Consider the following 25060-nt stretch of genomic DNA (forward strand, 5'->3'; position numbering starts at 1 on the left):
TCATAGTACGCCTGTGATTCCGGCTCCATCACTGTATGAAAGAGCATTCCTTCCTGCAAAGGCGTTAAATTAGCCACTTTTTCGATTTCAAGGCTTTTACTCATCGTATTTCCCCCTCGGGCAAATAATTATAGGTTTTCATAAAATTGCTTCATATCTTCGAGCTTTGATGACCTGTCCTACCGTCTGTCGGTATAGAATCCTAAACGGACAGATTCAGACCGTGACGAGTAATATTTAACATTGGGTTTTGGAGAAGGAACTGTTTGATCGTGCGCGCCAGTTATGCATTCCGATCATAGAACAAACAGAGGATTCATTTTTAATTTCCTGTGCGGTTCTCCACACATAAACTCGACAAATCGAAGTTAGCCGCTTTCTCAGATTTATAGAATTAAGAAAAATTTGAATTCTAAGTTGGGCCGCAAGCTGAGTTATTCATGCTCAGACACTTATTTAACCCTAAGCGCAGTTGGCTGATAAAAGTGTCAACGGCGTAATCAGTCCTTTGCAAAATTTATCGCACTGCTTGAGTGCCTGTTGGTTTGAATATCAATTCAATAGGCACTGGGACATGCCCTGTGATTCATACCCAACCCCTTTCCGCCCCACAAGTGATATTGCGAAACATAAATATTTTACGAAAATCATTATTACCGACAAAAAAACAAATTTAATAAAAAACAAGCTTTAAAATAGAATAAATGAGCGAAAAGTATTTCAGGGTGTGAGTAAAATATTTCAAATTGAAGTGTGTGTTCATAGAAGTAGGTAAAACCGGGAGTAGGCTGAAACCTTAGATTTAGAGCTAAGGATTTCAGTATCATAGATGAGATTAATAAGATAACATCGAGGTGATAAAAGTTGTTGTGTTCACTAAGAAAACACTATAGATATAACAATTAATTAATATCATAAAATATAAATTCGAAAAATGTCAATGATTTTTAAATTCCTTTAATATAAATTATTTGGAAAATAAACAATTCTGCAACATAACAAATATTTGCATATCACTAACCGCCATAAAGCGACAAAAAATGCTGGGACCTATAACGGTCAATACCAGCTTCTCCATGGAATCATTCGATTGTTGCTGAGGTTTGTTGTACAATAGACTCCATATGGGGATTTTTGTGCAGAGGACTGCCGGAATCCTGAATTGAATGCTGAAGGATGGATTGTACATGTATGTAGCACAAGAATGGAAAGATTATGAAGTAGTAGATACAGGCGGCGGCGAAAAGCTGGAGCGTTGGGGCGATATTGTCCTGCGTCGGCCCGATCCGCAAATTATATGGCCTTTGTCCCAGGAAACAGCCGAGTGGCGCGATGTTCATGGACATTACCACCGCAGTTCCTCCGGGGGCGGCAGCTGGGATATGAAGAAGCCTACTCCCGAGCGTTGGACGATCAGCTACGGGCCGCTTAAATTCCACATTAAACCGACCAGCTTCAAGCATACCGGTCTTTTTCCGGAGCAAGCAGCGAACTGGAGCTGGATGATGGATAAAATCAAAAGCGCAGGCAGACCGATTTCGGTACTGAACCTGTTCGCCTACACTGGGGGAGCCACTACTGCCGCAGCGTATGCTGGAGCAAGTGTTGTCCACGTCGATGCGGCCAAAGGCATGGTGCAATGGGCGAAGGAAAACGTGCAATTGTCCGGTTTAGCCGACCGTCCGGTACGCTTCATCACAGACGACGTATTCAAGTTCGTACAGCGGGAGCAACGCCGGGGAAACCGATATGATGCGATCATTATGGACCCTCCTTCTTACGGGCGGGGACCAAACGGAGAAACATGGAAGCTGGAAGAAAGCCTGTATCCTTTTCTGGAATCCTGCATGAGCATCATTTCCGATCAACCGTTGTTCATGCTAATTAACTCCTATACCACAGGGATTTCGCCTACCGTACTGCGCAACATGCTGAGTATGACGATGCAACAAAAGTATGGCGGTCAAATCAGCGCTGGTGAAATCGGATTGCCGATTACCCGCTCGGGGCTGAATCTGCCTTGTGGTATTCTCGGACGCTGGGAGGCTTAATTCCTCCTATGACTCCAGATAAACTTACCCGGCACGGGCATGCACAGCCGAATATCCCTGTTCTATATGAGGACAACCATGTTCTGGCCGTTGTAAAGCCTGTCAACGTTCCGACACAAGAGGACGCCAGCGGTGATCCTGATCTGCTGTCTTTACTCAAGGAAGACCTCAAAATCAGACACGATAAGCCTGGTAATGTCTTTTTAGGACTGGTTCACAGACTGGATCGGCCTGTAGGCGGTGCCATGATCTTTGCCAAGACGTCCAAAGCCGCTTCTCGGCTGTCAGAGTCGGTTCGTGGCCGTAGTTTTCGCAAGATGTATGCAGCGGTTCTAAACGGTGTTCCCGCGGCCTCACAAGGCCGTCTGACCCATCATCTGCTAAAGGACAGCCGCACTAACACGGTTCAGGCAGTTCGTCCTGGTACGGCCGGGGCCAAAGAGGCCATTTTAGAGTACCAAGTGCTTGGACAAGCAGATGGTCTCAGTCTTGTACAAATTGAGCTACACACCGGACGCTCGCATCAGATTCGTGTACAGATGCAGACTATCGGCTGTCCTCTATACGGGGATCAAAAATACGGTGGCAACCTGAGCCGTCCGGGTCAACAGTTGGCGCTCTGGTCTCTGCTTGCTGGAGCACCTCATCCTGTTAGCAAGGAGAACATGAGCTTCCACTCGTTCCCTCCAGCCCAATTCCCATGGAGTGAGTGGCCCAAATCGCTTTATGAAAGTATGCTCAAAGCTGAGCATTGAGCAGGCATATACAAAAAGAACCGACAATGCATGTAATCAAACAAACATGCATTGCCGGTTCTTTTTTGTTAAAAATCTGATAGTCCTCCCGCCCTTACGACGAGGAGACCACAGACTGCCCTTTCTTGCTGTTCACCAACTGCTGACGGGGCAGAGCGTTTTGAGCATTCGTATTCTTGATGAAAAATGCCAAAATCAGGGCCGTCACACTCAACAGCGTCGCAATGATAAAGGCTGAGTTGATACCATAAATCGTAGCCTGGTTGCCTGCTGCCAGCATCTCTGCTTTATTTGTAACAGATAATCCCTCAGATGCAACAATATTCGGCAGACGGTTGCTGCTTTGAGTCGACATCACCGTCACCAGAATTGCTGTTCCGATTGAACCGGAAATCATACGCAGTGTATTACTCATCGCAGTACCATGCGCATTCAATCGTTGCGGAAGCTGGTTTAACCCGGCCGTTTGGATCGGCATCATCAGCAATGACATCCCGAACATCCGAACCGTATAATTAGCCAGCAGCGTCATGTAGGTCGTTGTCTCGGTCAAGCGTGTGAACTCCCAAGTCGTCACAGCCATGATCAACAAACCGATTACAGACAACCATCGTGCTCCGATCCGGTCAAAAATAGCCCCGGTTACAGGAGACATCACCCCCATCAGAATCGCCCCCGGCAACATCAGCATACCGGACTCAATCGGTGAAAAGCCGCGGATATTTTGCAAATAAATCGGCAGTAATATCATACCGGCGTACAAAGCCATCGTCACAATGACATTAATGATTGTTGTCAAGCTATACACGTCGTATTTGAAGATACGGAACTCCAGCATAGGTTCATCAACCTTCAGTTGGCGAACAATAAACAGAATGAGCGCGATCGTCCCCACAATAAGCGTAGACAGGACCGGAATACTTCCCCAGCCCGATGTTCCTGCATCACTAAAGCCGTATAACAGTCCGCCGAAACCGAGCGTAGACAAAATGATGCCGGGAATGTCCAGCTTAGGCTTGGACTGCTCCGTTACATTTTTCAGAAAAATAAATCCGATCACAATCGAAATCACTGAAATCGGCAGGATGATCCAGAACAGCACCCGCCAGTCATAATGCTGGACTATATAACCGGATAAGGTTGGTCCAATGGCTGGAGCAAAACCCATTGCAATCCCCAGCATTCCCATCGCCCGGCCACGACGCTCTATGGGGTAGATGTTCAAGATAACGACCATCATTAAAGGCATCATAATACCCGCACCCGCGGCCTGAATAAGACGTCCGATCAGCAATATGCTAAAGCTCGGGGCAATAGCGCACAACAGCGTGCCGATTGAAAAGATAATCATCGCACTAATAAACAATTTACGAGTGGAAAAACGCGCAATCAAAAATGCGGTCACCGGGATCAATACCCCGTTCACGAGCATAAAGCCCGTACTAAGCCACTGAGCAACATTGGCATCTACATTCAGATCACTCATCATTTTCGGTAAAGCCACACTTATCAACGTCTGGTTTAAAATCGCAACAAACGCGCCAATCAACAGAGCGGCCACAATGGGTGCTCTGCGTACATTACCTGGTAGTGTCATTTGAGGACTGCTCAAGTTGTTTCATTCCCTTCGGTGTCAATTTCATTATCATTTGTTTATGGATATCCAGAACCATGTCCAGATGCTCCTTTGGGATGTCCAGAATGGGCAAGACGCGCTCCATCCACATGTCGTCTACTTTTTGCATGATGTCTTTTCCTTCCGGGGTAAGCGTCAGTACTAAGGATCTGCGATCATGCTCATGCCGTCCGCGAGCGATATATCCTGCCTTGGTCAAGCGATCAACCACCCCGCTCATGGAGCTACACCCCATATGGGCTATGTCTGCCAGCTCGGATAACCCGATATTGGGTCGTTTATTCAGAATCGCCAAAGCCATGTGCTGAACGGCTGTCAGTTCCAAATGCTGCTCCTCATTCCAGAAGGCATAAAATATCGTTTTGTTAACCTCCCTTACCGACTGAATAATCCGGTACACCTCAAGTCTGTCTTCCTCTCTGTCACTCACTGAAACCATCCTTCTTCCCATTACCCAATTCACATTCCATAAACATATTCAAGCAACTATTCGCATACGAAATGTTATTTATGTATAACTAATTTTATCATGTTATATGTAAATGTCAACATTCACCCCTGTAACAGATATAGGTATTGAAAAGAGCAACTGAAACTTGCAGGATACAACAAGTCATTTAAAAAAGTGATAACAGCTACAGTATGTGTTTTTTCAGCACAAAAAACGCGGACATGTGTGGCCCTTTTGGCCAGCATTATCCGCGCATTTTTATTTAGAATATTAAAGAGGAGATGCTTACTCCGCTCGCTCTATTTGTTCCTTTACTCCCTTTGCCTCGCTTGCCGATGCAGACGGTTTCGTCTTTGTGGTGATTTTACCCAACAGATAAACCAGCAAATTTTGATTATGCTGCGAAATCCGGTTTAGTGCAGAGCCCAGAAAATCATCTCTTATCTGCAATCCCCGTTCAGCTTCTTCTCTCCCTTGATCCGAAATAACAATCCATACAATTCTACGGTCCTTTACATCTCTAAAGCGGGTGACCAGGCGATTCCGCTCCATCCGGTCCAGCAGCATTGTAACCGCGGCAGGTGTGGTTGCGAGATACGGGATCAATTGAGACGGTTTCATACGGCCGTATTCGTTCAAAACCTCCAGTACTGTAAGCTGAGCCTCAGTCAATGATGGAGCCAACTGCTGCTCCATATGAACCTTGTAATCCTTAGCCATTCTGGACCAGATTTTCGCAAATTCGGTCGTTTGCATTTTGCCTCACTCCTTTGAATAACAGGATCAGTAAAAGCATCAAAGTTACCGTATGGGCCACCGTCCGGATTGTATTTCATCACATTAAATTTTCGCCATTAAGCCCCGGTTTCCTGCCGTTTTTGGAGCATCAATTGAAAAGGGGAAGGAAGTCTCACTTCGGTTTTGGAGGGTGGTCAAGGTTCGACAGCATGACGGCAAAAAGGTCCTCATTCGTGCCAGAATGGCACGAGAGGACCTCTCTTTTTCGAGCTAAAAAGCGATTGACTTTCCTGTTATTCTATAGACTGGGAAGCCTGCGGCTCACTACGCGGCAGCACATTCACAATTTCGTCCTTCTTCTCCACAGGAGCCAGCAATTTGCCTGTATCCTTGCGGTCGGTCAAAGGAGCTTTTTCCGAAAGGAAAGACATCGTCTGTCCTTCTGCAGTGATCGCAAACAATTGAATAGCTTCACGGCAATAGAAGGCAGCTACGATCCGAGTTCCATTTGAACGTACTCGTTTACCTTCCTTGAACTCAAAGGTGGTGATTCCTTTACCGCCTCGTCCCTGAGCAGGATAATCCAGCAGAAGCGTGCGCTTGCCATAACCGGACTCGGTCAGCACCAGCACTTCTCCTTCATCCTCTTCCACCCACAGCGCTGCGACAATTTCATCGCCTTCCGCCAGCTGTATACCTTTAACACCTGCCGAGACGCGGCCCATCGCATTAACCTCTTGCTCCTTGAATCGTATGCTCATCCCTGCACGGGTAATCAGCATAATATCCCGGGTGCCGTCGCTTAGCGTTACCGACAACACTTCATCGTCCCCTGCTACCTTGCAGGCTGCTACAGCACTGGAACGTTTCGTTGCATATTCCGTCAGCTCTGTCCGCTTCACTTGGCCCTTCTTCGTTACAAATACCAGACTTTTGCCGATTTCCTCAATGTTTTTGATCGGAATGACACTCACGATACGATCATCCTTGGTTAACGAAATCACGTTAACAATCGGAGTTCCCGGCTCTTTCCACTTGTACTCCGGCACCTGGTGCACAGGCAATAAGAAATATTGTCCGCGCTGAGTGAAGACGAGCAACACATCCAGTGTGTTGACATCAAGCAACTGGGTGACATAATCCCCTTCCTTAACGCCAGAAGCTGAGCGCTCCCCACCGGAACGGGTGAAGGACAACATACCTGTACGCTTCACATAGCCGTCTTTGGAAAGAGTCAGCAATACATCCTCTGCCCCAACCATGACCTCCAGATTTACCTTAATCTCTTCAACCTCACCCTGTATGTCCGAACGGCGGTCAATGCCGTACTTCTCACGGATTTCCAGCAGTTCCTTGCGGATCAAACTGATCAGCTTACGATCACTTTCCAAAATAGAACGGTACTGCGTAATTTTTTTCTGAATTTCACTTAATTCCTTTTCCAGCGTGGTGATTTCCAGATTCGTGAGGCGGTAAAGCTGTAAGGTCAAAATAGAATCGGCCTGACGTTCGCTAAAGCCAAACATCCATTGCAAATTATTTTGCGCGTCCTGGCGATTTTTGGAAGCTTTAATGGCCGCAATGACCTCATCCAGAATGTTCAGCGCCTTGACCAAACCTTCCAGCACATGGGCGCGATCCTCCGCCTTTTCCAGCTCAAACTGGATACGGTGTGTGACAACTTCGCGTTGATGGGCAATATATGCTTCCAAAATGGACTTCAATCCAAGCTGATGCGGCGCTTTGTTCACAATGGCTACCATGTTGAAGTTGTATGCCACCTGAAGGTCGGTTTTTTTTAGCAAATAGGCCAAAATCCCTTCCGCATCGGCTTCCTTCTTCAGTTCCACCACAATTCGCAAACCATTCCGTCCACTCTCGTCACGAACCTCGGCAATCCCTTCCACCTTTTTCTCCAGACGGATATTCTCCATGGCGGTTACGAGCCTTGATTTAACAATCTGGTATGGAATCTCCGTAATGACCAGTTGCTGCTTACCTCCGCGCAAAGACTGAATTTCCGTTTTGGAACGGATATAAATACGCCCTTTACCTGTGCGATAAGCGTCTTTAATGCCTTCGCCACCCATAATTAGTCCGCCCGTCGGGAAATCAGGACCTTTAATAAAGGTCATAATCTCTTCCAGCTCAATATCCGGCTTTTCCATCACAGCAATGCTGGCGTCAATGACCTCGCGTAAGCTGTGCGTCGGAATTTCAGTCGCAAATCCGGCCGAAATCCCACTGGAGCCGTTTACTAACAGATTCGGATAGCGGGAAGGCAGCACAACCGGCTCCTTTGCCGAGTTATCAAAGTTATCCTTGAACATAACCGTGCGTTTTTCGATATCACGCAGCATTTCCATCGCGATAGGAGACAGACGGGCCTCCGTGTACCGCATAGCGGCTGCCGGGTCATCGTCCTGGGAACCCCAGTTGCCGTGACCGTCCACAAGTACGTGACTCATTTTCCAAGGCTGCGCCATCCGCACCATTCCGTCGTAAATTGACGAGTCACCGTGGGGGTGATAATTACCCATAACGTCCCCGACCGTTTTGGCAGATTTACGATACGCTTTATCCGGTGTGTTGCCGGAATCATACATGGAGTACAAAATCCGACGCTGTACTGGCTTTAATCCATCCCGCACATCGGGTATCGCCCGATCCTGAATAATATATTTGGAATATCGGCCAAAGCGGTCACCGACCACTTCCTCCAGAAAAGCTGGCAAAAATTGCTCCGATAAGCTCATGTATACACCTCATTTGTTAGCACTACTCTACATATTCCGTAAAATCTACGTTTTCCACAATCCAGCGCTTGCGCGGATCAACCTTGTCGCCCATCAATGTCGACACACGGCGTTCAGCCTTGGCTGCATCCTCAATCTGGACGCGCAGCAGGGTACGTGACTCGGGATTCATCGTCGTTTCCCATAGCTGATCCGGGTTCATCTCCCCGAGTCCTTTATAGCGTTGAAGCTCAAAATTCCGTCCAAATTCCTTTAAGTAATTGTCAAGCTGCTCGTCAGTCCAGGCATAACGTACCGTTTCGAGCTTACCCGACTTCCGGGTTATTTTATACAATGGCGGTTGAGCGATAAATATGCGTCCCGCATCAATCAGCTCTTTCATATACCGATAAAAGAACGTCAGCAGCAACACTTGAATGTGCGCGCCGTCCGTATCCGCATCAGTCATAATGATGATTTTGGAATAATTGCTGTCTTCCAGCGTAAACTCTGTTCCTACTCCCGCCCCGATTGCTGCTGTAATGGCGCGGTACTCATCATTTTTCATAACATCCGCCAGCTTGGATTTCTCAGGGTTCATTGGCTTACCCTTCAATGGCAAAATAGCCTGAATTTTGGAATCACGTCCCTGTTTCGCCGATCCGCCAGCCGAATCACCTTCCACGATAAACAGCTCGTTTCGTGTAAAATCCTTGGACTGTGCAGGCGACAGCTTGCCGTTCAGATTAGAGCTTCCACTGCGTTTCTTGCCGGTACGCATTTCGTCCCGAGCTTTACGCGCAGCTTCACGCGCTCTGGATGCCTGAACTGCCTTTTTGATTAACGTTTGCGCGACCTGCGGATTTTCCTCCAGAAAACGCTGCATCTGCTCGGATACAATCGCATCCACGGTGCTGCGTGCGGAAGCGCTGCCCAGTTGATCCTTTGTCTGACCGACGAATTCAACCTCAGCCATCTTGACACTGATTACGGCCATCATTCCCTCTCGCAAATCATTGCCTTCCAGATTTTTATCCTTTTCCTTCAGCATTACCGTGCGTCGCGCATAATCGTTCATGACACGGGTGTAAGCGGTTTTGAAGCCCGTTTCATGTGTACCCCCGCCCCGTGTCGGAATGGAGTTGACAAACGAAGCAATCGTTTCGGTATAACCTGCATTGTACTGAATAGCAATTTCCACCTCAACGTCTTCCTTCTCTGCATTGAAGTGAATGACGTCATGCAGCACGTCCTTACCTTCATTCAGAAAAGCGACAAACTGACTCGCTCCGCCCTCATAAAAATACTCATCCGACTTCCCGCTGCGTTCATCTTTAAGCTGGATACGAAGACCCGAGTTCAGAAAAGCAATTTCCTGAAGCCGTTCGGCCAGCGTATCGTAGTTGAAATGAATGCCTGCCTGGAATACGCGAATATCAGGTTTAAAAGTAATTTTGGTGCCCGTCTTGTTGGTATTGCCCAGCACTTCAAGGCCTGTGGTCGGTTCCCCGACATGCTCCACGCCCTTCTTGTCCTGCCAATATTCAAACCGCTGACGGTGAATCTTGCCGTCCCGGTAAATTTCCACTTCAAGCCATTCCGAAAGAGCGTTCGTTACGGACGCGCCCACACCGTGCAGACCCCCGGACTTTTTATATCCCGAACCGCCGAACTTACCTCCGGCGTGCAAAATGGTAAATACTACCTGTGGTGTTGGAATTCCTGTTTTGTGCATTCCCGTAGGAATGCCACGCCCGTTATCAGTTACTGTAACGGAACCGTCCTTATGCATTGTAATGTCAATGCGGGAGCAAAACTTGGCAAGATGCTCATCAACCGCGTTGTCCACAATTTCCCATACCAAATGATGTAGTCCCGAAGAACTGGTGCTCCCAATATACATGCCCGGCCGTTTGCGAACTGCCACAAGCCCTTCGAGCACTTGAATGTCGTCCACGCCATATTCCAAAGCTCCGTTCTGAGTGCCGGACGCTCCCGCAGACAAGTCGATTTTGTCGACCATTCATGCTCCCCCTTTGTCTAATCGTAACCGTGTTTTGCCTTATTCTTGATGATTTTCACCAAAAATGCAAACAGATGTTTTCTTTTACCTTGTCCATTTTAATTCAATATATCCCGTTTCGTAAAGACGGCGAATGAAACAATCAGCGCCGCAGCCCCCCAAATGCCCAGTACAGCCAAAGAAAACGGCAAGGTCATCCCCTCAATCGGGGCGGGGCTTCCTGATAAATAATCGGTCAATTCGAGGTTGACCATAAATAAATATTTTGCACTCTGCCAGGATGAGGCCATGTTCGTTAAAATTGTGCCTGAAATAAGCGCAGCCATCATTACCACAATGCTTGCCGCCGTACTGCGTACCAACACCGATACCATAAAGGCAAGCGAGGCTATCACGAGACTGACGAACCAGATCAATCCGGCTTGTAACATCAGATAGTACCATTGCGGGATCGCATGTACCGCAGACATATCCACCGTCGATCCAACAATTTGGAAGCCCGTAAATACCGGAACATTAAAGCCGCGAAAGCCAAAAAACAAGCCAGATATAAGATAACTGATCACAAACACAGCCAAAATGATGAGCGAAACGAACATATACAGTGTTAGCAGCTTGCTCAGCAGTACCTTCCACCGCCTGACAGGACGGGTCAGCAGCATTTTTATGGTACCCGTCGTCCGTTCTCCTGAAACCAGATCGGAGGCAATAGCCATAATAAGCAATGGAACGAACAAATTAATGGAATTGTCCATAAACTCTCTCGTAAAGGTTACGCCACTTGGCTCATTCGGGTTCACGTCATTTTCCAGATAATATTGCATTTGTTGAACAAATACTCGCCTGTAGGTCTTCCATTCCTCCGGAACCCGGTCGCTGCCCAGCGAATTTTGGTTATCCGTAATGGCCTGACGCAGCTCCAGTCGCCAGTCATTGCCGAATTTTTCGCGGTTATTTTCCGCCACCTTCATCTGAGCGTACGTAAAAATCGGCACAAGCACAAGCAAAACAAGTAAAATGACATAAAATCGTTTCTTCTTGATGATTTTGAGCGTTTCATTTTGTACGAGCGGTAAAATGTTATTCAAGAATCTCACCTTCCGTCATTTTCAGGAATAGCTGCTCCAGTGTAGGGTTGATTTTGCTTACACCTTTAACGGAAATGCCGGAAGCCGTCATTTGTACGACCAGCTCCGCGATATGTTCTTCGTCCATTTCAGTAAAAATGGCATCCGCTCCGCTGCCTGCAACAATGCTGTCATCAATCAGTTCATCGGCGTTCGTAATGATTTGTACATGCGGAGAGCCATCCAACAGGGCAAGCCCCTGATCATGAGGCTCCAGTTGCCATACGGCCATACGCGAATGCGTTTCAACCAATTCCCGCACACCGCCAACAGCAAGCACCCGTCCCCGGCTAATAATCGCAACACGATCACACAACAACTGGATTTCACTAAGCAAATGACTGGAAACAAATACAGCCATGCCCTCTGCCGCCAACAGACGGATAAAAGTTCTCATCTCCTTGATCCCTTTGGGGTCCAGCCCGTTTGTCGGTTCGTCCAGAATAAGCAGCTTGGGTTTGCCAAGCAAGGCCTGGGCAATACCGAGACGCTGACGCATCCCGAGAGAATACGTACTTACTTTATCATGAATTCGGCGATCCAGCCGCACCAGCTCCACCACTTCACGAATACGCTGTTCATCCACACCAGGCTGCATCCGGGCAAAATGCTCCAGATTCTCCCACCCTGTCAGGTAACCGTACACCTCCGGATTTTCCACAATAGAACCGATATGCCGCAAAGCCCGCTCCGGATCACGGTTTACATTATGACCACATACGGTAATGGTGCCCTCGGTAGGCTTGATCAGATCGACCAGCATACGGATGGTCGTTGTTTTTCCAGCTCCATTGGGACCAAGAAAGCCAAAAATTTCACCCGCACGCACATCGAATGTTACATCATGAATGATCATTTTTCGTCCGATACGCTTTTTGACGTGCTGAACAGAGAGAACGGTTTCGTTGTCGCTTCTGCTTCCGTCTGCACTGCCGAACTGATTGTCGGAATGATAGCCGGATGCTCCATCTGTGGTTGTCGAAGCCCTTGCTACATCGGTCTCGGTCTTGTCAGCAGATTGGATACCCATCACTTGTTCCCTCCCTTCTTCATATCAGCGGGTTGGCTGCTCGTGGACTGTTGTCCATCCCCCGTATTGTCGCCTTCCTTGGCCGCTGCTACCGCAAACCCTTGTGCGATACGCTCAGCAATTGCCTGATAGCCCTGTCCGTTAGGATGAAAATGATCAGAGGATAAATAAACCGGCAAATTTTGCTGAAATAAATCGAAGGTTGGAATCAGCGTCATATTACTGTTTTGATTGGTAATCGCCATAGCAGCCAGATTCCATTCCGTCACGACGAGATTTCCCGGAATTTTCATTTCCGGCAGGTCACTGAATGGATTATATAGTCCAACGTATATAATTTTAGCCTTCGGATTGATTTTTCCGACTTTTGTCAGCACTTTTTGCAAACGCTTGGCTGCATCAGGCAGAGCCTTGCGCAAGCCATTAAGCGTAGGTGGCTCTTTGCCAGTTTGGGCAGCTTGTGCCCCCTGAAACAAATCATTTCCGCCAATGGACACAATAATAACATTAGCCTTTTTCAACACATAAGCCACGCCGGGCTCATCCAGTTTGGTCAAAAGTCCTTGAGTCGTCAGCCCGTTAATGCCAAGGTTATTAATGAGCTGAGCCTTATGGCCTTCCTGATCATTTAACAAGGTTACCGACCGTCGTACAAAACCACTGCCCGAGTCATCGCCGGTTCCTTTTGCCAGCGAATCTCCTATGGCAGCTACCCTAAACTCCCCCGCCTGAGTTGCAGCGGATGGCGCATTTTGTATTTGTGATGAACCCGAATTTGCAGGTTTGGTGCTAGCGAGCGGCTCTGGAGCCGTAATGCTTTGTACTGCGGCAATAAATCCGTACAATAATAGCAGTGTGGCGGCGATGGACACGGAACCGACAGATCGCCAGATCCATTTTGATGAATTCACTCGTGTTCCCTCCTGATCACTTGGTGAAATAAACATAAAGCTTCTCATAGCATTTTGCAAATAAACCGTTCTGAGTGTTATGAAGCATACATAGCATTTTGCAACAATCCCAAGAGCGATTTCAAATCAGCAATATATAGATCGAAACGGTTTAGTTCGTCTATCCATTGTACTTTCGAGCGTTGGGAATCGAATGATGCAAAATGCTTAAGTATGCTAAAAAGGATGGCATATCGCCATCCTTTTTATTACGACTTTTTGGTTCATACAGCTCATCCTTTACCTCTGAATAGATAAAAAACTCACTTGCTATCGGGTATAAAGCTTTTGATCCATTGTCCGAAGCTGCCCGGATTTCTGCTTTGGATCAATACCGTCCCCTCGCCGCGAAAACGGCATACAAGTGCTTCTCCGCTCGTTACACTGGACAACCAGCCTTTGGACGCTTTTTCAATTTTGTAATCCATATAGTCCGGCCATGCCACCAGATGAGCATTATCAATAATACGTTCCTCTCCAGGGGCTATATAAATAGGATGAATAGCTCCATAAGAGGACAAAAACACTGTTCCGCGACCGCTGATTTCAACGATAAAAAAACCTTCGCCCGAGAACAATCCTTTCATCAGATTTTGCATTTTGGTGCTGACCTCAATGCCCTCCGTACATGCCAAGAAGCCATCCTTTTGCACCAAAAGTCTATACGTACCGTCCAATTCCACTGCTTGTACATCGCCTATACTTGCCGGAGCAAGCAGCACTTCAGCTGGCCCTCGAGATGCTCTCAGCTCCTGAAAAAAGAATTTCTCCCCGCTCAGCATCCGGCCTAAACCGCGCAACAATCCACCATCCACAGTCCCCTTTATATCCACGCTGGAAGACATAGAAACCATAGCTCCCATCTCCGCTTTAATCGTTTCTCCAGGGTTCATCTTTACCTTGAGCATAGCAAAAGCACCTTCATGCACAATTTCGTAGCCCATTCGTTCACCTGACTTTCCTATAAGTTTATTAGTTATCAATATAGCTTGGTGCTATCATACTATACTTGCTGCACTTATGCCTGTTCTTGCATATAAGTAAAGGTGATAACGTAAGAGCATATTAGCGGCCAAACAACGTAAAAAGCCCGCTGAATGTGTCAGCAGGCTCCTAAAATTAGCTTTAATCGTCAGTATAATAGTATACATGAAAACCATAATGACGTTTGAAGCGCTTTTTATTATCGTCTTTTAGTTACGTGTAAATTCCTGTACCCAATATCCATTGTAGTAAGCTACACCGATTTGTGTATATTCTGCCTTCAAAATATTTTCACGGTGTCCCTGACTGTTCATCCAGGCTTTCATAACTTCTTGCGGTGTTTGTTGTCCCATCGCAATATTTTCACCCGCATACGTATAAGTTACGCCGAATTTCTTCATCATATCAAACGGTGAGCCGTAGGTCGGGGATGTATGGGAAAAGTAATTGTTTGTACTCATATCCTTTGCCTTGGCCAAGGCCACTTCGGTAAGCTTCGCATTAGAAGCGAGTGGACTCAAACCTTTTTGGCTACGCTCGTTATTCACCAGCTTGACTACTTCTGCTGCAAATTGGGACTTGCTGAGCTGTGCAGCCGACCCGGCGGACTGACCCGCTCCTGAATTCGTATTTTGTGCTTTCGACTGTTTGTTCGTAGCAGGCTGTGAACCTTTTTGGTTAGCTGGCTTTGCTACTTGCTTGTCGGAAGAAGGATTCTTTGTGTTTGTTTTCGCTTTATCCTGTCCGGAAAAATCCTGAATTACGGTCTTCGTAATCGTAGTCGTTCCGTTAGAGGTATTCACCTTATATCCGTTATCTTGGAACCATTGTTGTAGTTGGGCAGACAAATCGTCGGCTGGTGAAGCTGATGCCGGAACGATGAATCCTGCGGATAACATAGCGGTTAAACTTCCCATCACCAGTGTTTTTTTCAACATATTCTTCATTTCGTCATCTCCTTGTTGTATAATGTATTGTTGTGAACGCGCCTGGTTACAACTTTGTAATCTTTACTCTAGCAGTATATCATGTTTCATAGCAGGATCAATGGTATAAAATTTGGAAAAAAAAAGCCCCGCTCGGCAATAGCCTAAACGGGACTGATCTATGGGTTAATGAGGCTCTGAATATAATCCGGGCTTGTCAGGACTTTTATTTAAGCTTTTTGCTGAAACGGTAGCCTTGCTTTTCAAAGCCGATTCGGTTGTAGAATGCTTGGGCCTCTATTTGTTTGATGCGGTTATTCGCTCCGGTAATGAACAAATGGAAGCTTCCTTGCGCACGTCCCCACTCCTCACCACAGGCCACCAGGCGCTTGCCGATGCCCTCGCCGCGATACTCCTTGCTCACGACCAGCATGGTGATTTGTACGGCAGGATCAGGATAAGCCAGGCTTTGAGCCGTATGCATGCCGATTACGCCTACAACACGACCATCCATTTCTGCGACCATCATATTCGCTTGACAGTCCTCCTGCGTAGTTCCCATAACTTCTTTCATCACACCACAAGTCATCGGATATCCGACTTCTCTTAGCAGTCCTGTTACGGCTTCGCAATCGCCAAGCTCTACGGAACGAATTGTCAGTACTGGAATCATCACATTGTTAGACATGATTTACCTCCACTTTCAGCATATTGGCAGCTTCTTTGGCCGTCTTCCGTGCTGTTTCCACATCTCCCGCAGCGCTAAGCGCTACAGCCATCCGGCGTCCCGGCTTGGTTTCAGGCTTCCCGAACACTCGCACCTGTGTCCGGGGTAGCAATAATGCTTCATGCAGACCACCGATTACAAAATCTCGTGTAGCCCGTTCTGCCTTCAAGGTAGCCGAAGCCCCAGGGGTTAGCAGTGTGACCGACGGTATCGGAAATCCGAGAATGGCCCGCACATGAAGCGCAAATTCCGACAAATCCTGCGTAATCATCGTCACCATTCCTGTATCATGCGGACGGGGGGATACTTCACTGAATACGACGCCATCAGCCGTTAAAAACAGCTCTACGCCAAACAATCCGTAACCACCCAATTCATCCGTAATCGTACGGGCAATGTCCTGCGCGTCCGAGAGCTGCTTGTCCGTCATGCCATGAGGTTGCCAAGATTCGACATAATCCCCATCCTTCTGAATATGGCCAATTGGTGGGCAAAAAGTCGTACCCGATACTGATCTGATGGTCAATAACGTAATTTCACTCTCAAACGGAACAAAAGCTTCAACAATGACACGTGTTGTTTTGGCACGTGCGCCTTCCAGCGCCGTATTCCAACAGGATTCAGCGTCTTCGGGTATCCGGCATACAGACTGCCCTTTCCCCGACGAACTCATCAAGGGCTTGACCACGCATGGTGTGCCTAGCTCATGAACCGCTGACCGCAATTGCTCAAAATCATCTGCAAAGCGGTAGGCGGCAGTCGGAAGTTGCAACTTCTCGGCAGCAAGTCTGCGAATACCCTCCCGATCCATCGTAAGACGGGCGGCCCGGGCCGTTGGAACTACGTGAAATCCCTCTTGCTCCAATTCTTCCAAAGCACCCGTAGCAATAGCTTCGATTTCAGGTACAATTATGTCGGGCTTTTCCTTGCGAATCAGTGCCTTCAACGCCTCAGCATCCTGCATATCCAAACAATGAGAACGATGGGCAACCTGCATTGCTGGGGCCAGTTCATAACGGTCTACAGCAATGCATTCCACGCCAAGTCGCTGAGCTTCAATAATGACTTCTTTTCCCAATTCGCCGCTACCCAGCAGCAGCATCTTTTTAGCCCCGGCAGAAAAAGGAGCACCCCACATCTTGAACTCTTCCCCCTCTGACGATATTGCTCTGATCTCTTTTCATCTTTATTTTCAGGGTTTAGCTCCAAGATTGCAATAGCGCTCCGCATTTAAATTTACAAAAACCGCGATTTTTTGATCTTTTTTTTACAAAAATCTGAACTGTGCTTCCACCAGCCCCCGATAAATTCCATGTTTTTTCATCAATTGTTCATGATTCCCACTTTCTTGGATCTGCCCATGATCCAGCACGACGATATGATCGGCATTCCGAATCGTGGACAAACGGTGAGCAACCATGAAGGAGGTTCTGCCATCCAGCAGCACCTGAAGAGCCTCCTGAATTTTCAACTCTGTTTCTGTATCTATACTCGCTGTGGCTTCATCCAAAATAAGAATTCGCGGATTAGCGAGCAATGCGCGGGCAAAGGATAACAGTTGGCGCTGGCCCATAGACAGCATACCGCCCCGCTCCTCGACCTCCGTTTCATAACCACCCGGCAAATGAACGATGAATTCATGAGCATTAACTGCCTTCGCAGCCGCTTCAATTTCCTTATCCGTTGCATCCAGGCGACCGAATCGAATATTATCGCGAATCGTACCTGAAAAAATAAACGTATCCTGAAGTACGATGCTAATTTGACTACGCAAGCTCTCCACCGTTACATCACGCACATCATGGCAGTCAATCGTAAGTCGCCCTGATGTAATGTCATAAAACCGGCTGAGCAGATTAATGATGGTGCTTTTACCAGATCCGGTATGCCCGACAAGCGCAATGGATTGACCCGCCTCGACAGAAAGATTAATGCCTTTAAGCGCCTGACGTCCCTTTTCATATTCAAAAACAACTTCTTCAAAATGAATATCGCCGCGAATGGACGGCAGGTCTTTGGCTCCCGACTTATTCGCAATATTCGGCTGTTCATCCATAAACTCAAAAATTCTTTCCGACGAAGCCATCGCAACTAGCAACTGGTTGTACATTTGCCCCAGTCGATTAATCGGGTCCCAAAAGTTCCCCACATAGTTGGCAAACGCAACTAGCAGACCTACCGTAAGTTGATCCGTCTGAATCAGATGCGCCCCGAACCAGAACAGCACAAGCGTGCCCAAGCCTCCGGTAATATCAATGAGCGGGCCAAAAACCTGATTCATGGCCGATGCTTTATCCCAAGACCGTTTGCTGGAGCTGTTCATATTATCGAAATAAGCCATGTTTTCCTGCTCCTGCGTGTACGCCTGTGTCACACGGATACCCTGAATGGACTCATTCAGATGGGAGTTGATACGGGAATTCTTCATACGTACTTCCTGCCAGGCACGACGGATGCGCACACGCAGCTTGGTAGAGATCAAAAACATGATTGGAACAGTCACAATCACTGCCAGACCAAGTTTCCAGTTAATCAGTAGCAAAATGACAATGATCCCAGTGAGCTGTACGCAGTCAATCAGGACATTCACCGCACCATTCGTAAATAGATCCTGAAGTGAGTTGATGTCATTCGTAACGCGTACCAAGACAGAGCCAGCCGGTCTTTTATCAAAGAAGTTGAAGGAAAGCTTCTGAATATGCTTAAACAGATCCTCACGCAGATCATAAATGACACGTTGACCGATAATATTGGTGAATTTAATGCGATACGTGCTGGCTGCCCATTGAATCAAATACAGCAACAGCACAGCTCCGGTTATAAACATCAGTAATTTTACACTGGGCAGTGCAGGCCATGTAGGAGCAATCGCCTTGTCAATGGCCAGACTGATCAGATAGGGAACGGTCAGCTTGGTGATGGTACCGAGAATCATCATGACCAGAAGGATCGGTAGGATCTGCCGGGCATAAGGCTTCATGTATGCGAGCAACCGTTTGAATTCTGACCAGTTAAACGGTTTGTCGATGATATCATCATCCTGGTACACAAATCGCTCATTCATTGGTTTTTGAAGCGGTTTGGCTTTATCAGCGGGTACATTCATGGTCTCACCTGCCTTTCGGATACACCGTCAGGAGTTTGGGCTATGTAGTCGGCGTATTGAATATGATACACATCCTGATATGGACCTGGGGTCGCAATGAGCTCTTCATGCGTTCCTCGCTGAACTATTCGCCCTTCCTCCAGCACTACAATTTCATTAGCATGACGAAGTGAAGAAATACGGTGAGCAATAATAAAGGTCGTCCGTCCCCGCATAACCTCCTGAAAACCAGTCTGGATTTCATGTTCCGTCTCCATATCGACCGCGCTGGTCGCATCATCAAGCACCAGAATTTTCGGATTTTTGAGTAAGGCCCGTGCGATGGCAATCCGTTGTTTTTGCCCGCCGGACAGCCCCAGTCCCCGTTCACCGACGACAGTGTCATAACCCAATGGCAGCTCGGTAATAAATTCATGTGCCTGAGCCAGCTTGGATACACGTATAATGTCATCCATGCTGACATGGCTTAGTCCATAGGCGATGTTGTTACGAATGGATGATGAGAACAGGAACGTTTCCTGAAACACAGAAGAAATTTGAGCACGTAAATCACGGATTTTTAAATGTCGTATATCCGCTCCATCCAGCTTGATACTGCCTGCGTTCACATTATAAGCTCGCATGAGCAGTTGAATAATAGTGGATTTACCTGATCCCGTTCCGCCCAAAATACCGATAACTGATCCCGGGGGCGCATCCAGGTTAATGTCAACCACAGCAGGTAGCTTATTCCCGTAAGCAAAAGTGACATGTTCAAATGTAACATGACCCTCTACCTCATCAGCATCAAGTGTCAGCGCGTCAGCTCCATCGGTAACATCCACCGGTTGATTCAGAAGCTCCAAGACCCGTTCACCTGAAGCTTTGGACTGCGTATAGTTATTGATATGAAAGCCAATGTTCCAGATGGGGCCGATAATGTACCAAATTAAGCTAAAAAAAGCGACAAGCTGACCCAGGGTCAGCGACTTTTCAATAACCAGATAGCCCCCCATGCCCAGTAGAAGAACCACACTGACTGAAGCAATCAGCTCCATGGCGGGGAAGAAACGGCTCCACAGGGAAGCAGCTTGAATTTGATTACTTTTGTACTGCTCATTTCGCACTGAAAATTTTTCAACCTCATATGATTCGCGGGCAAATGATTTGACGGTGCGCACGCCTGTTATATTTTCCTGCACCGCTGTCGTCAAGGCGCTGAGCGCAAGCCGCATTTCCTGAAAGGTGGGGTGAATTCGGGATTCGAACTTAAACGTGACGAAGAGCAGCAAAGGCATGCTGATCATCGTAAAGAGGGTGAGTTGCCAGTTGATGTACAGCATCATCATAGATCCGAATACGACCATCAGTACCACATTGAGGATTTGGGCAAAACCAAACCCGATGAAGTTGCGAATCGCCTCCAGATCACCCGTCAAACGGGACATGAGATCGCCCGTTTTGGCAGTGTCATAATATCTGAAGGACAAAAATTGCAGTTTTTCATAACAAGCATTGCGGAGTCGGTATGCCAGATAGTTACCCAGCCGTCCACCAAAAAACCCGTGTAAAAATTGCATAAAGCCTTTGACGATCACTACTCCCAGCACAGTTAGAGCCAGTGCCGGGACTTTCCCGAAGTCACCGGGGATGATAGCGTTATCAATTAGCCTTTGGAGCAGGTTTGGATACACCAGTCCCAGGGCCGTCGCTATCGCAAGGCATAGAATGGAAAGAAACAAATAATGTCTCCTCTCACGAAAAAAGCCCTGCAATTGCCTGAGCACATCCATGTCAAGTCCCTCCATTAGTTGCACGACGTTGTTATATGGCTTAGTGAAGTTTACCATTCGCATTCCAAGGCGGCAAAGTGGATAACTGGCCGTTTTCAGGCAGGTTCGCAATTGGCGGGTGATTAGACAAATTAAATCGCTTCCTTATCATTGAATATGGCTAATTACTCGGTATTGCTTTCTTTTTGGAGTATGCGTAAAACACCGGGTTGTCCCGCAACCCGGTGTCCTAATGAAAGCTATGCTTGTGTGCATATTTATATACTTTATCTCAGAGATTCTTCCTTCTCCAAGGCGGCGATCCGGCTAGCAAGCTCTTCCCAAACCTGTGGCTGCTCACCACCCGTAAGTGCATGCTCCATACCACGAATCGCCTCCAACATCTGCTCCCGAAGCAGAGCCGTCTGCCACGTTTGTTCCTCCTGCACCAGCGTAATGTAAAAAGAGGATAGTTGTTCTCGCTGTTGCTCTACAGCTTCCCCGATTCGCTCGCGCAGCACCGGCTCTAGCTTGGTTTGCAGACCCGCGCGACCCGCTCCTTCAAAAAATAACTTTGGATTTTTAAAGCTGTTCCAATATTCCTTCCAATGGATGGACTCCTGCAAGGAATTTTCAATCAGTTCGGGAACAGCCCACTCTCGGGGTTCAGGAACCGTGCAATCCAGTCCTTCCAGTTGATGGTTCATATCCTCTACGCACCGTTGTACAGCCTTGCGTACCAAGCTTTGTCCCGTTTTTTCCAGCCTGAGCGTGGTTGCCAGCAATTCCTGTGACAGCTCCAGTTCGATCAGGCGCATTAGTTCACGGCCACAGGATGCAAAGGCTGAGCGAAGATCGCCCACGCCTTCCCGCAGGACAGACGGATGAAACGCCTCCGCCATAAACTCTCCAGTCCGATAAGCAAGCCGTTGGCGTACGTGAAACAGCAGTTCATCGGTTTCCCCAGACAACACGGCTGCACCGCTGCTGTCAGACAGACTCAAGAGGGTTTGCTCCAGTTCTTCGCGGATATGGGTTAATCGCTCCAACCGCCCTTCGCGTTCCTCCACGCTATACCTGGCATCGACGGCGTGTTGCTCTATCCGGCTCCGCAGCCGCGCCAGCTCCTGCATGGCGGACGCAATGGACAATCCGGCCAGTTCTTCGGCTGCGAATGCTGAAAAATCATTTTCAAACGCATCAAAACGTGAAGCCGCACGCAGCGAAGCCTCTCCCTGCTCGGCTGCTTCCAGCGCCAGCATACTTGACAGCGGATAAATACGCGGCTTACGAATCCCGTTTGCTTGCAGTTGCTCTTGCACATGTTTGGTCACGGATAGTAGCTCATTTTCGGACGAAGCGAGATCCGCTGCATTGACGATAAAAAAGGTCTGATCCAACGCCAACGTCTCTTTCACCCGACCCAATTGATTCAAAAATTGACGATCTCCCTGGGTAAACGCATGATTATAGTAGGTGACAAATACAAGAGCGTCCGCATGCTTCATATAATTGAAGGTTACGCCTGTGTGGCGCGCATTTACTGAATCCGCTCCGGGCGTATCCACCAGCACGATCCCCTGACGGGTCAAAGGGCAGTCATAATAAAGGTCAATATGCTCTACAAAGCATGACTTATGCTCGGAGGCAACAAAGTCCCGATATTGCTCCAGATTTACTTGAAGCTGCTGGCCCAGCAAGCTTTCAGCTTCTGCCCACCCGGCTGCGGCGGCCTTCAAAAAGCTGTAATGGGGCCGTCCGGCAGGGTGAATACCTTCCGGCGACAACGCATGTACGGCATCCTGCCATCCTTCTACACCCGGTTCTCCCAGTCCTAGCAGACGGAACGAGTATTTAAGGTCTTCACGCAAAGCGTCCACGGATTTCATTTGGACGTCAGCGGTGGCATGGCGCTCCTGGCTTGCGGGCACCATAATCCGGTTAATCGCCGCTGTCGTCGGATGCGGCGATACGGGCAACACCGCCTCGCCCAGCAAAGCGTTGGCGAAGCTGGACTTCCCGGCGCTGAACGCTCCGAACAGCGCCAGCGTGAACCGCCCGCCCTCCAGCGCAGCGGCGCGGGCGTGTAAATCCCGCACCACCGCCTGCATGGCAGGGTACGGACTCACTAATGCAGCGGCGGCCTCCAACCGGGACGCTGCTGCATCCAGCCGCGTGCGGCGGCCTCCGGCGGCGGGCTGTGCTACCGCCGTGCCCGCCAGCGGCTGCGCCGATGCGGCCCCTGCGCCAGCGGCGGCAGTACGCGCAGCGCCCGCTGGCCCGGCCGAAGCCGCGGCGGCCGTAGCGACGGTTTCCGCCTCAGGCGCAGGCGTTGCCGCGCGAGGCAACGCGCCGGGCACAGCAGCTTGCGGCAGCAGACTGCGCAGCGCGGTGGCGTGCGCAGCCGATGCGCCTAGGCGGGCGCGGTAACGGCCTGCCGCGTCCGCCTGCGCCAGCAGCTCGGTGCGCGCGGATGCGAGAACCGCGCGGCGAGCTTCGGCCTGCGCAGCCAACTGTGCCAGCAGGCGGTCTGCCAGCGCCAGCGCCTTGCGGCGGCAATCTGCCGTGACGGTGCTGCGCAAATCCTTGCAATAGTTCAGCGTATACTCTGGCGACAACGCTGCTTCTTTCACCGTCTGCTCAACCAATTGTCGATCCGTCATAGGACGAATTTTCTCCAGCTCTTGCTCCAGCGCAGCCGACCACAAACCATGCCCGTCCCCCCAGGAACGCAGCAGCTCTCGAACGTGGGGGAGCAACTGCCCCTCTACCTGATCAGCCAACATACCAGTCAGTCGTTCCAAACGTACTTCCTTCTCTCGCTCCGTCTTTCCTCCGGCGAACCACAACCCGGTCTTGAAACCCGGCCTGCGGCTCTCCAGATATTCGCCCGCCGCCTCACGCAGCTCCGCAGGTGTCAAATGGGCATGCTCCAGTACATGATCCATCTCTTGCCGCAGCCGTTTATGCTCCTGCTCCGGCAGCATTTGCCAGTGTTCGTCCTCTTGCTGCAAGATTTCCAGTTCCGTATCCAGACGCGAAATGGCTTCCTCCCCGCCTGCCTCTTCCAGCAACGTGTTCAGTTCCTCCTCCGTAGCAGCCTTTACAGCTTCCACATGTTGATCCGCCAAATGGCGCATTGAGGAAACCAAACTGTACAACAATAGCTCTGTTTTTCGCTCCAGCAGTGCTTTAATCAGCAATGGCAGCCCTTTCCATTGGTTCCAAGGATGACTTTGCTCTTTCAAGGAGGTGAACAGTATATCCGTGTAATTAACCTGCCATGCATGAAAGCTGGCCTCCACCTCACTACGATAACGTGTAAATGAAAGCTCTCGCTCTCGATGCTTATCTATTTGGTTAATAATCAAATATAACGGCTTGCCCCAATCTGACAGGCTTTTGGCAAAGGACAAATTATTTTCCGATTGGACATGGTTATAATCCATCACATAAAAAACAATATCCGCCCAGTGTAAAGCTGAATGTGTCGCAAGCGCATGACCGTGGTCCGTAGAGTCAACACCAGGCGTATCCATCAATACCCCTCCGCCAGCCAACATCGGGACATCCTCCCATACCTGAACCGATTCATAAGCTCCGCCATTTTTACAATATTCAGCCAGCTCGAACAGAGAGGTTGCCAGTACCTCCGGCTCCGGGTTTTCTAATGTTTTGGCCGGATGAATGAGCGCTCTCGAACGTCCGTAACGGATGGACACCACATTAGCACTCGTAGGAATCGGCCCGGACGGCAGCACTGTTTTGCCGCACAAACTGTTGATTAAACTCGACTTCCCAGCCGAAAAATGTCCACAAAATGCAATGGTCAGTTCCTCTGCTTCCGCCTTTTCCAGCAATTCAGCTACAGCTTTTGCTCCTTCCCCATCCCCGGCTGTGCGCAAAAAATCCCGCAGCCGTTCTATCGTATTCCATTCTTCCCCGGTATCTCCTGTAATCGTTTGCATCATAAGCTACAGTTCCACTCCTTGTCTCTTAGCTGCCTCAAATAGCTTTATTGTAGCATTCTTAAGTCGCTGTGAGAATCATCACAATTAAAAAGTTGTAAA

Annotated in this window: 17 protein-coding genes; 2 read left to right on the forward strand and 15 right to left on the reverse strand. The window is 48.6% G+C overall.

Features of this window, described 5'->3' with window-relative positions; genetic code table 11:
* Nucleotides 1-1187 precede the first annotated feature (1187 nt).
* Complete coding sequence (locus E0698_RS04540) at nucleotides 1188-2051, forward strand: class I SAM-dependent methyltransferase (RefSeq protein WP_134914023.1); 864 nt, start codon at nucleotides 1188-1190, stop codon at nucleotides 2049-2051.
* Between the two features lie 8 nt (nucleotides 2052-2059).
* A complete protein-coding gene (locus E0698_RS04545) occupies nucleotides 2060-2806 on the forward strand; it encodes an RluA family pseudouridine synthase (RefSeq protein WP_192510769.1) in 747 nt (248 codons plus the stop codon).
* Nucleotides 2807-2900: 94 nt separating this feature from the next.
* Here E0698_RS04545 and E0698_RS04550 read toward each other — a convergent pair whose 3' ends face one another.
* From E0698_RS04550 to E0698_RS04620, 15 genes are all read right to left on the reverse strand, one after another.
* Nucleotides 2901-4403 carry a DHA2 family efflux MFS transporter permease subunit gene (locus tag E0698_RS04550; protein ID WP_192510770.1) on the reverse strand — a complete coding sequence of 501 codons (1503 nt, stop codon included), beginning with the start codon at nucleotides 4401-4403 and terminating at the stop codon, nucleotides 2901-2903.
* Nucleotides 4387-4872, reverse strand: a complete 486-nt coding sequence (locus E0698_RS04555; RefSeq protein WP_192510771.1) for a MarR family transcriptional regulator — start codon at nucleotides 4870-4872, stop codon at nucleotides 4387-4389. The genes E0698_RS04550 and E0698_RS04555 overlap by 17 nt, the downstream gene beginning before the upstream one ends.
* A gap of 306 nt (nucleotides 4873-5178) precedes the next feature.
* Nucleotides 5179-5649, reverse strand: coding sequence for a MarR family winged helix-turn-helix transcriptional regulator (locus E0698_RS04560; protein ID WP_134914017.1), 471 nt, complete (start codon nucleotides 5647-5649; stop codon nucleotides 5179-5181).
* A 275-nt stretch (nucleotides 5650-5924) separates the two neighbouring features.
* Nucleotides 5925-8387 carry a DNA gyrase subunit A gene (gene gyrA / locus E0698_RS04565; RefSeq protein ID WP_134914015.1) on the reverse strand — a complete coding sequence of 821 codons (2463 nt, stop codon included), beginning with the start codon at nucleotides 8385-8387 and terminating at the stop codon, nucleotides 5925-5927.
* A 22-nt stretch (nucleotides 8388-8409) separates the two neighbouring features.
* Nucleotides 8410-10389: a DNA topoisomerase IV subunit B gene (parE, locus tag E0698_RS04570; protein WP_192510772.1), complete on the reverse strand. Its 1980-nt coding sequence runs from the start codon at nucleotides 10387-10389 to the stop codon at nucleotides 8410-8412.
* A 98-nt stretch (nucleotides 10390-10487) separates the two neighbouring features.
* The gene (locus E0698_RS04575) at nucleotides 10488-11477 is read right to left on the reverse strand and encodes an ABC transporter permease (protein ID WP_044648805.1); all 990 of its coding nucleotides are present in this window, start codon (nucleotides 11475-11477) and stop codon (nucleotides 10488-10490) included.
* Nucleotides 11470-12546, reverse strand: coding sequence for an ABC transporter ATP-binding protein (locus E0698_RS04580; RefSeq protein ID WP_192510773.1), 1077 nt, complete (start codon nucleotides 12544-12546; stop codon nucleotides 11470-11472). The genes E0698_RS04575 and E0698_RS04580 overlap by 8 nt, the downstream gene beginning before the upstream one ends.
* On the reverse strand, nucleotides 12546-13493 hold the full coding sequence (locus E0698_RS04585; RefSeq protein WP_192510774.1) for a GDSL-type esterase/lipase family protein: 948 nt from the start codon (nucleotides 13491-13493) through the stop codon (nucleotides 12546-12548). Before E0698_RS04585 ends, E0698_RS04580 begins: the two co-directional genes overlap by 1 nt.
* 266 nt (nucleotides 13494-13759) lie before the next feature.
* On the reverse strand, nucleotides 13760-14440 hold the full coding sequence (locus E0698_RS04590; RefSeq protein WP_192510775.1) for a TIGR00266 family protein: 681 nt from the start codon (nucleotides 14438-14440) through the stop codon (nucleotides 13760-13762).
* 249 nt (nucleotides 14441-14689) lie between these two features.
* Nucleotides 14690-15427 carry a CAP domain-containing protein gene (locus tag E0698_RS04595; protein WP_192510776.1) on the reverse strand — a complete coding sequence of 246 codons (738 nt, stop codon included), beginning with the start codon at nucleotides 15425-15427 and terminating at the stop codon, nucleotides 14690-14692.
* A gap of 205 nt (nucleotides 15428-15632) precedes the next feature.
* The gene (locus tag E0698_RS04600; protein WP_044647579.1) at nucleotides 15633-16094 is read right to left on the reverse strand and encodes a GNAT family N-acetyltransferase; all 462 of its coding nucleotides are present in this window, start codon (nucleotides 16092-16094) and stop codon (nucleotides 15633-15635) included.
* A complete protein-coding gene (purT, locus tag E0698_RS04605) occupies nucleotides 16087-17271 on the reverse strand; it encodes a formate-dependent phosphoribosylglycinamide formyltransferase (protein WP_192510777.1) in 1185 nt (394 codons plus the stop codon). Before purT ends, E0698_RS04600 begins: the two co-directional genes overlap by 8 nt.
* A gap of 129 nt (nucleotides 17272-17400) precedes the next feature.
* A complete protein-coding gene (locus tag E0698_RS04610; RefSeq protein WP_192510778.1) occupies nucleotides 17401-19239 on the reverse strand; it encodes an ABC transporter ATP-binding protein in 1839 nt (612 codons plus the stop codon).
* Nucleotides 19236-21011: an ABC transporter ATP-binding protein gene (locus E0698_RS04615; protein ID WP_192510779.1), complete on the reverse strand. Its 1776-nt coding sequence runs from the start codon at nucleotides 21009-21011 to the stop codon at nucleotides 19236-19238. Before E0698_RS04615 ends, E0698_RS04610 begins: the two co-directional genes overlap by 4 nt.
* 266 nt (nucleotides 21012-21277) lie before the next feature.
* The gene (locus E0698_RS04620) at nucleotides 21278-24961 is read right to left on the reverse strand and encodes a dynamin family protein (RefSeq protein ID WP_192510780.1); all 3684 of its coding nucleotides are present in this window, start codon (nucleotides 24959-24961) and stop codon (nucleotides 21278-21280) included.
* Nucleotides 24962-25060 lie beyond the last annotated feature (99 nt).

The sequence above is a fragment of the Paenibacillus sp. 23TSA30-6 genome, assembly GCF_014858585.1.
Classification (GTDB): domain Bacteria; phylum Bacillota; class Bacilli; order Paenibacillales; family Paenibacillaceae; genus Paenibacillus.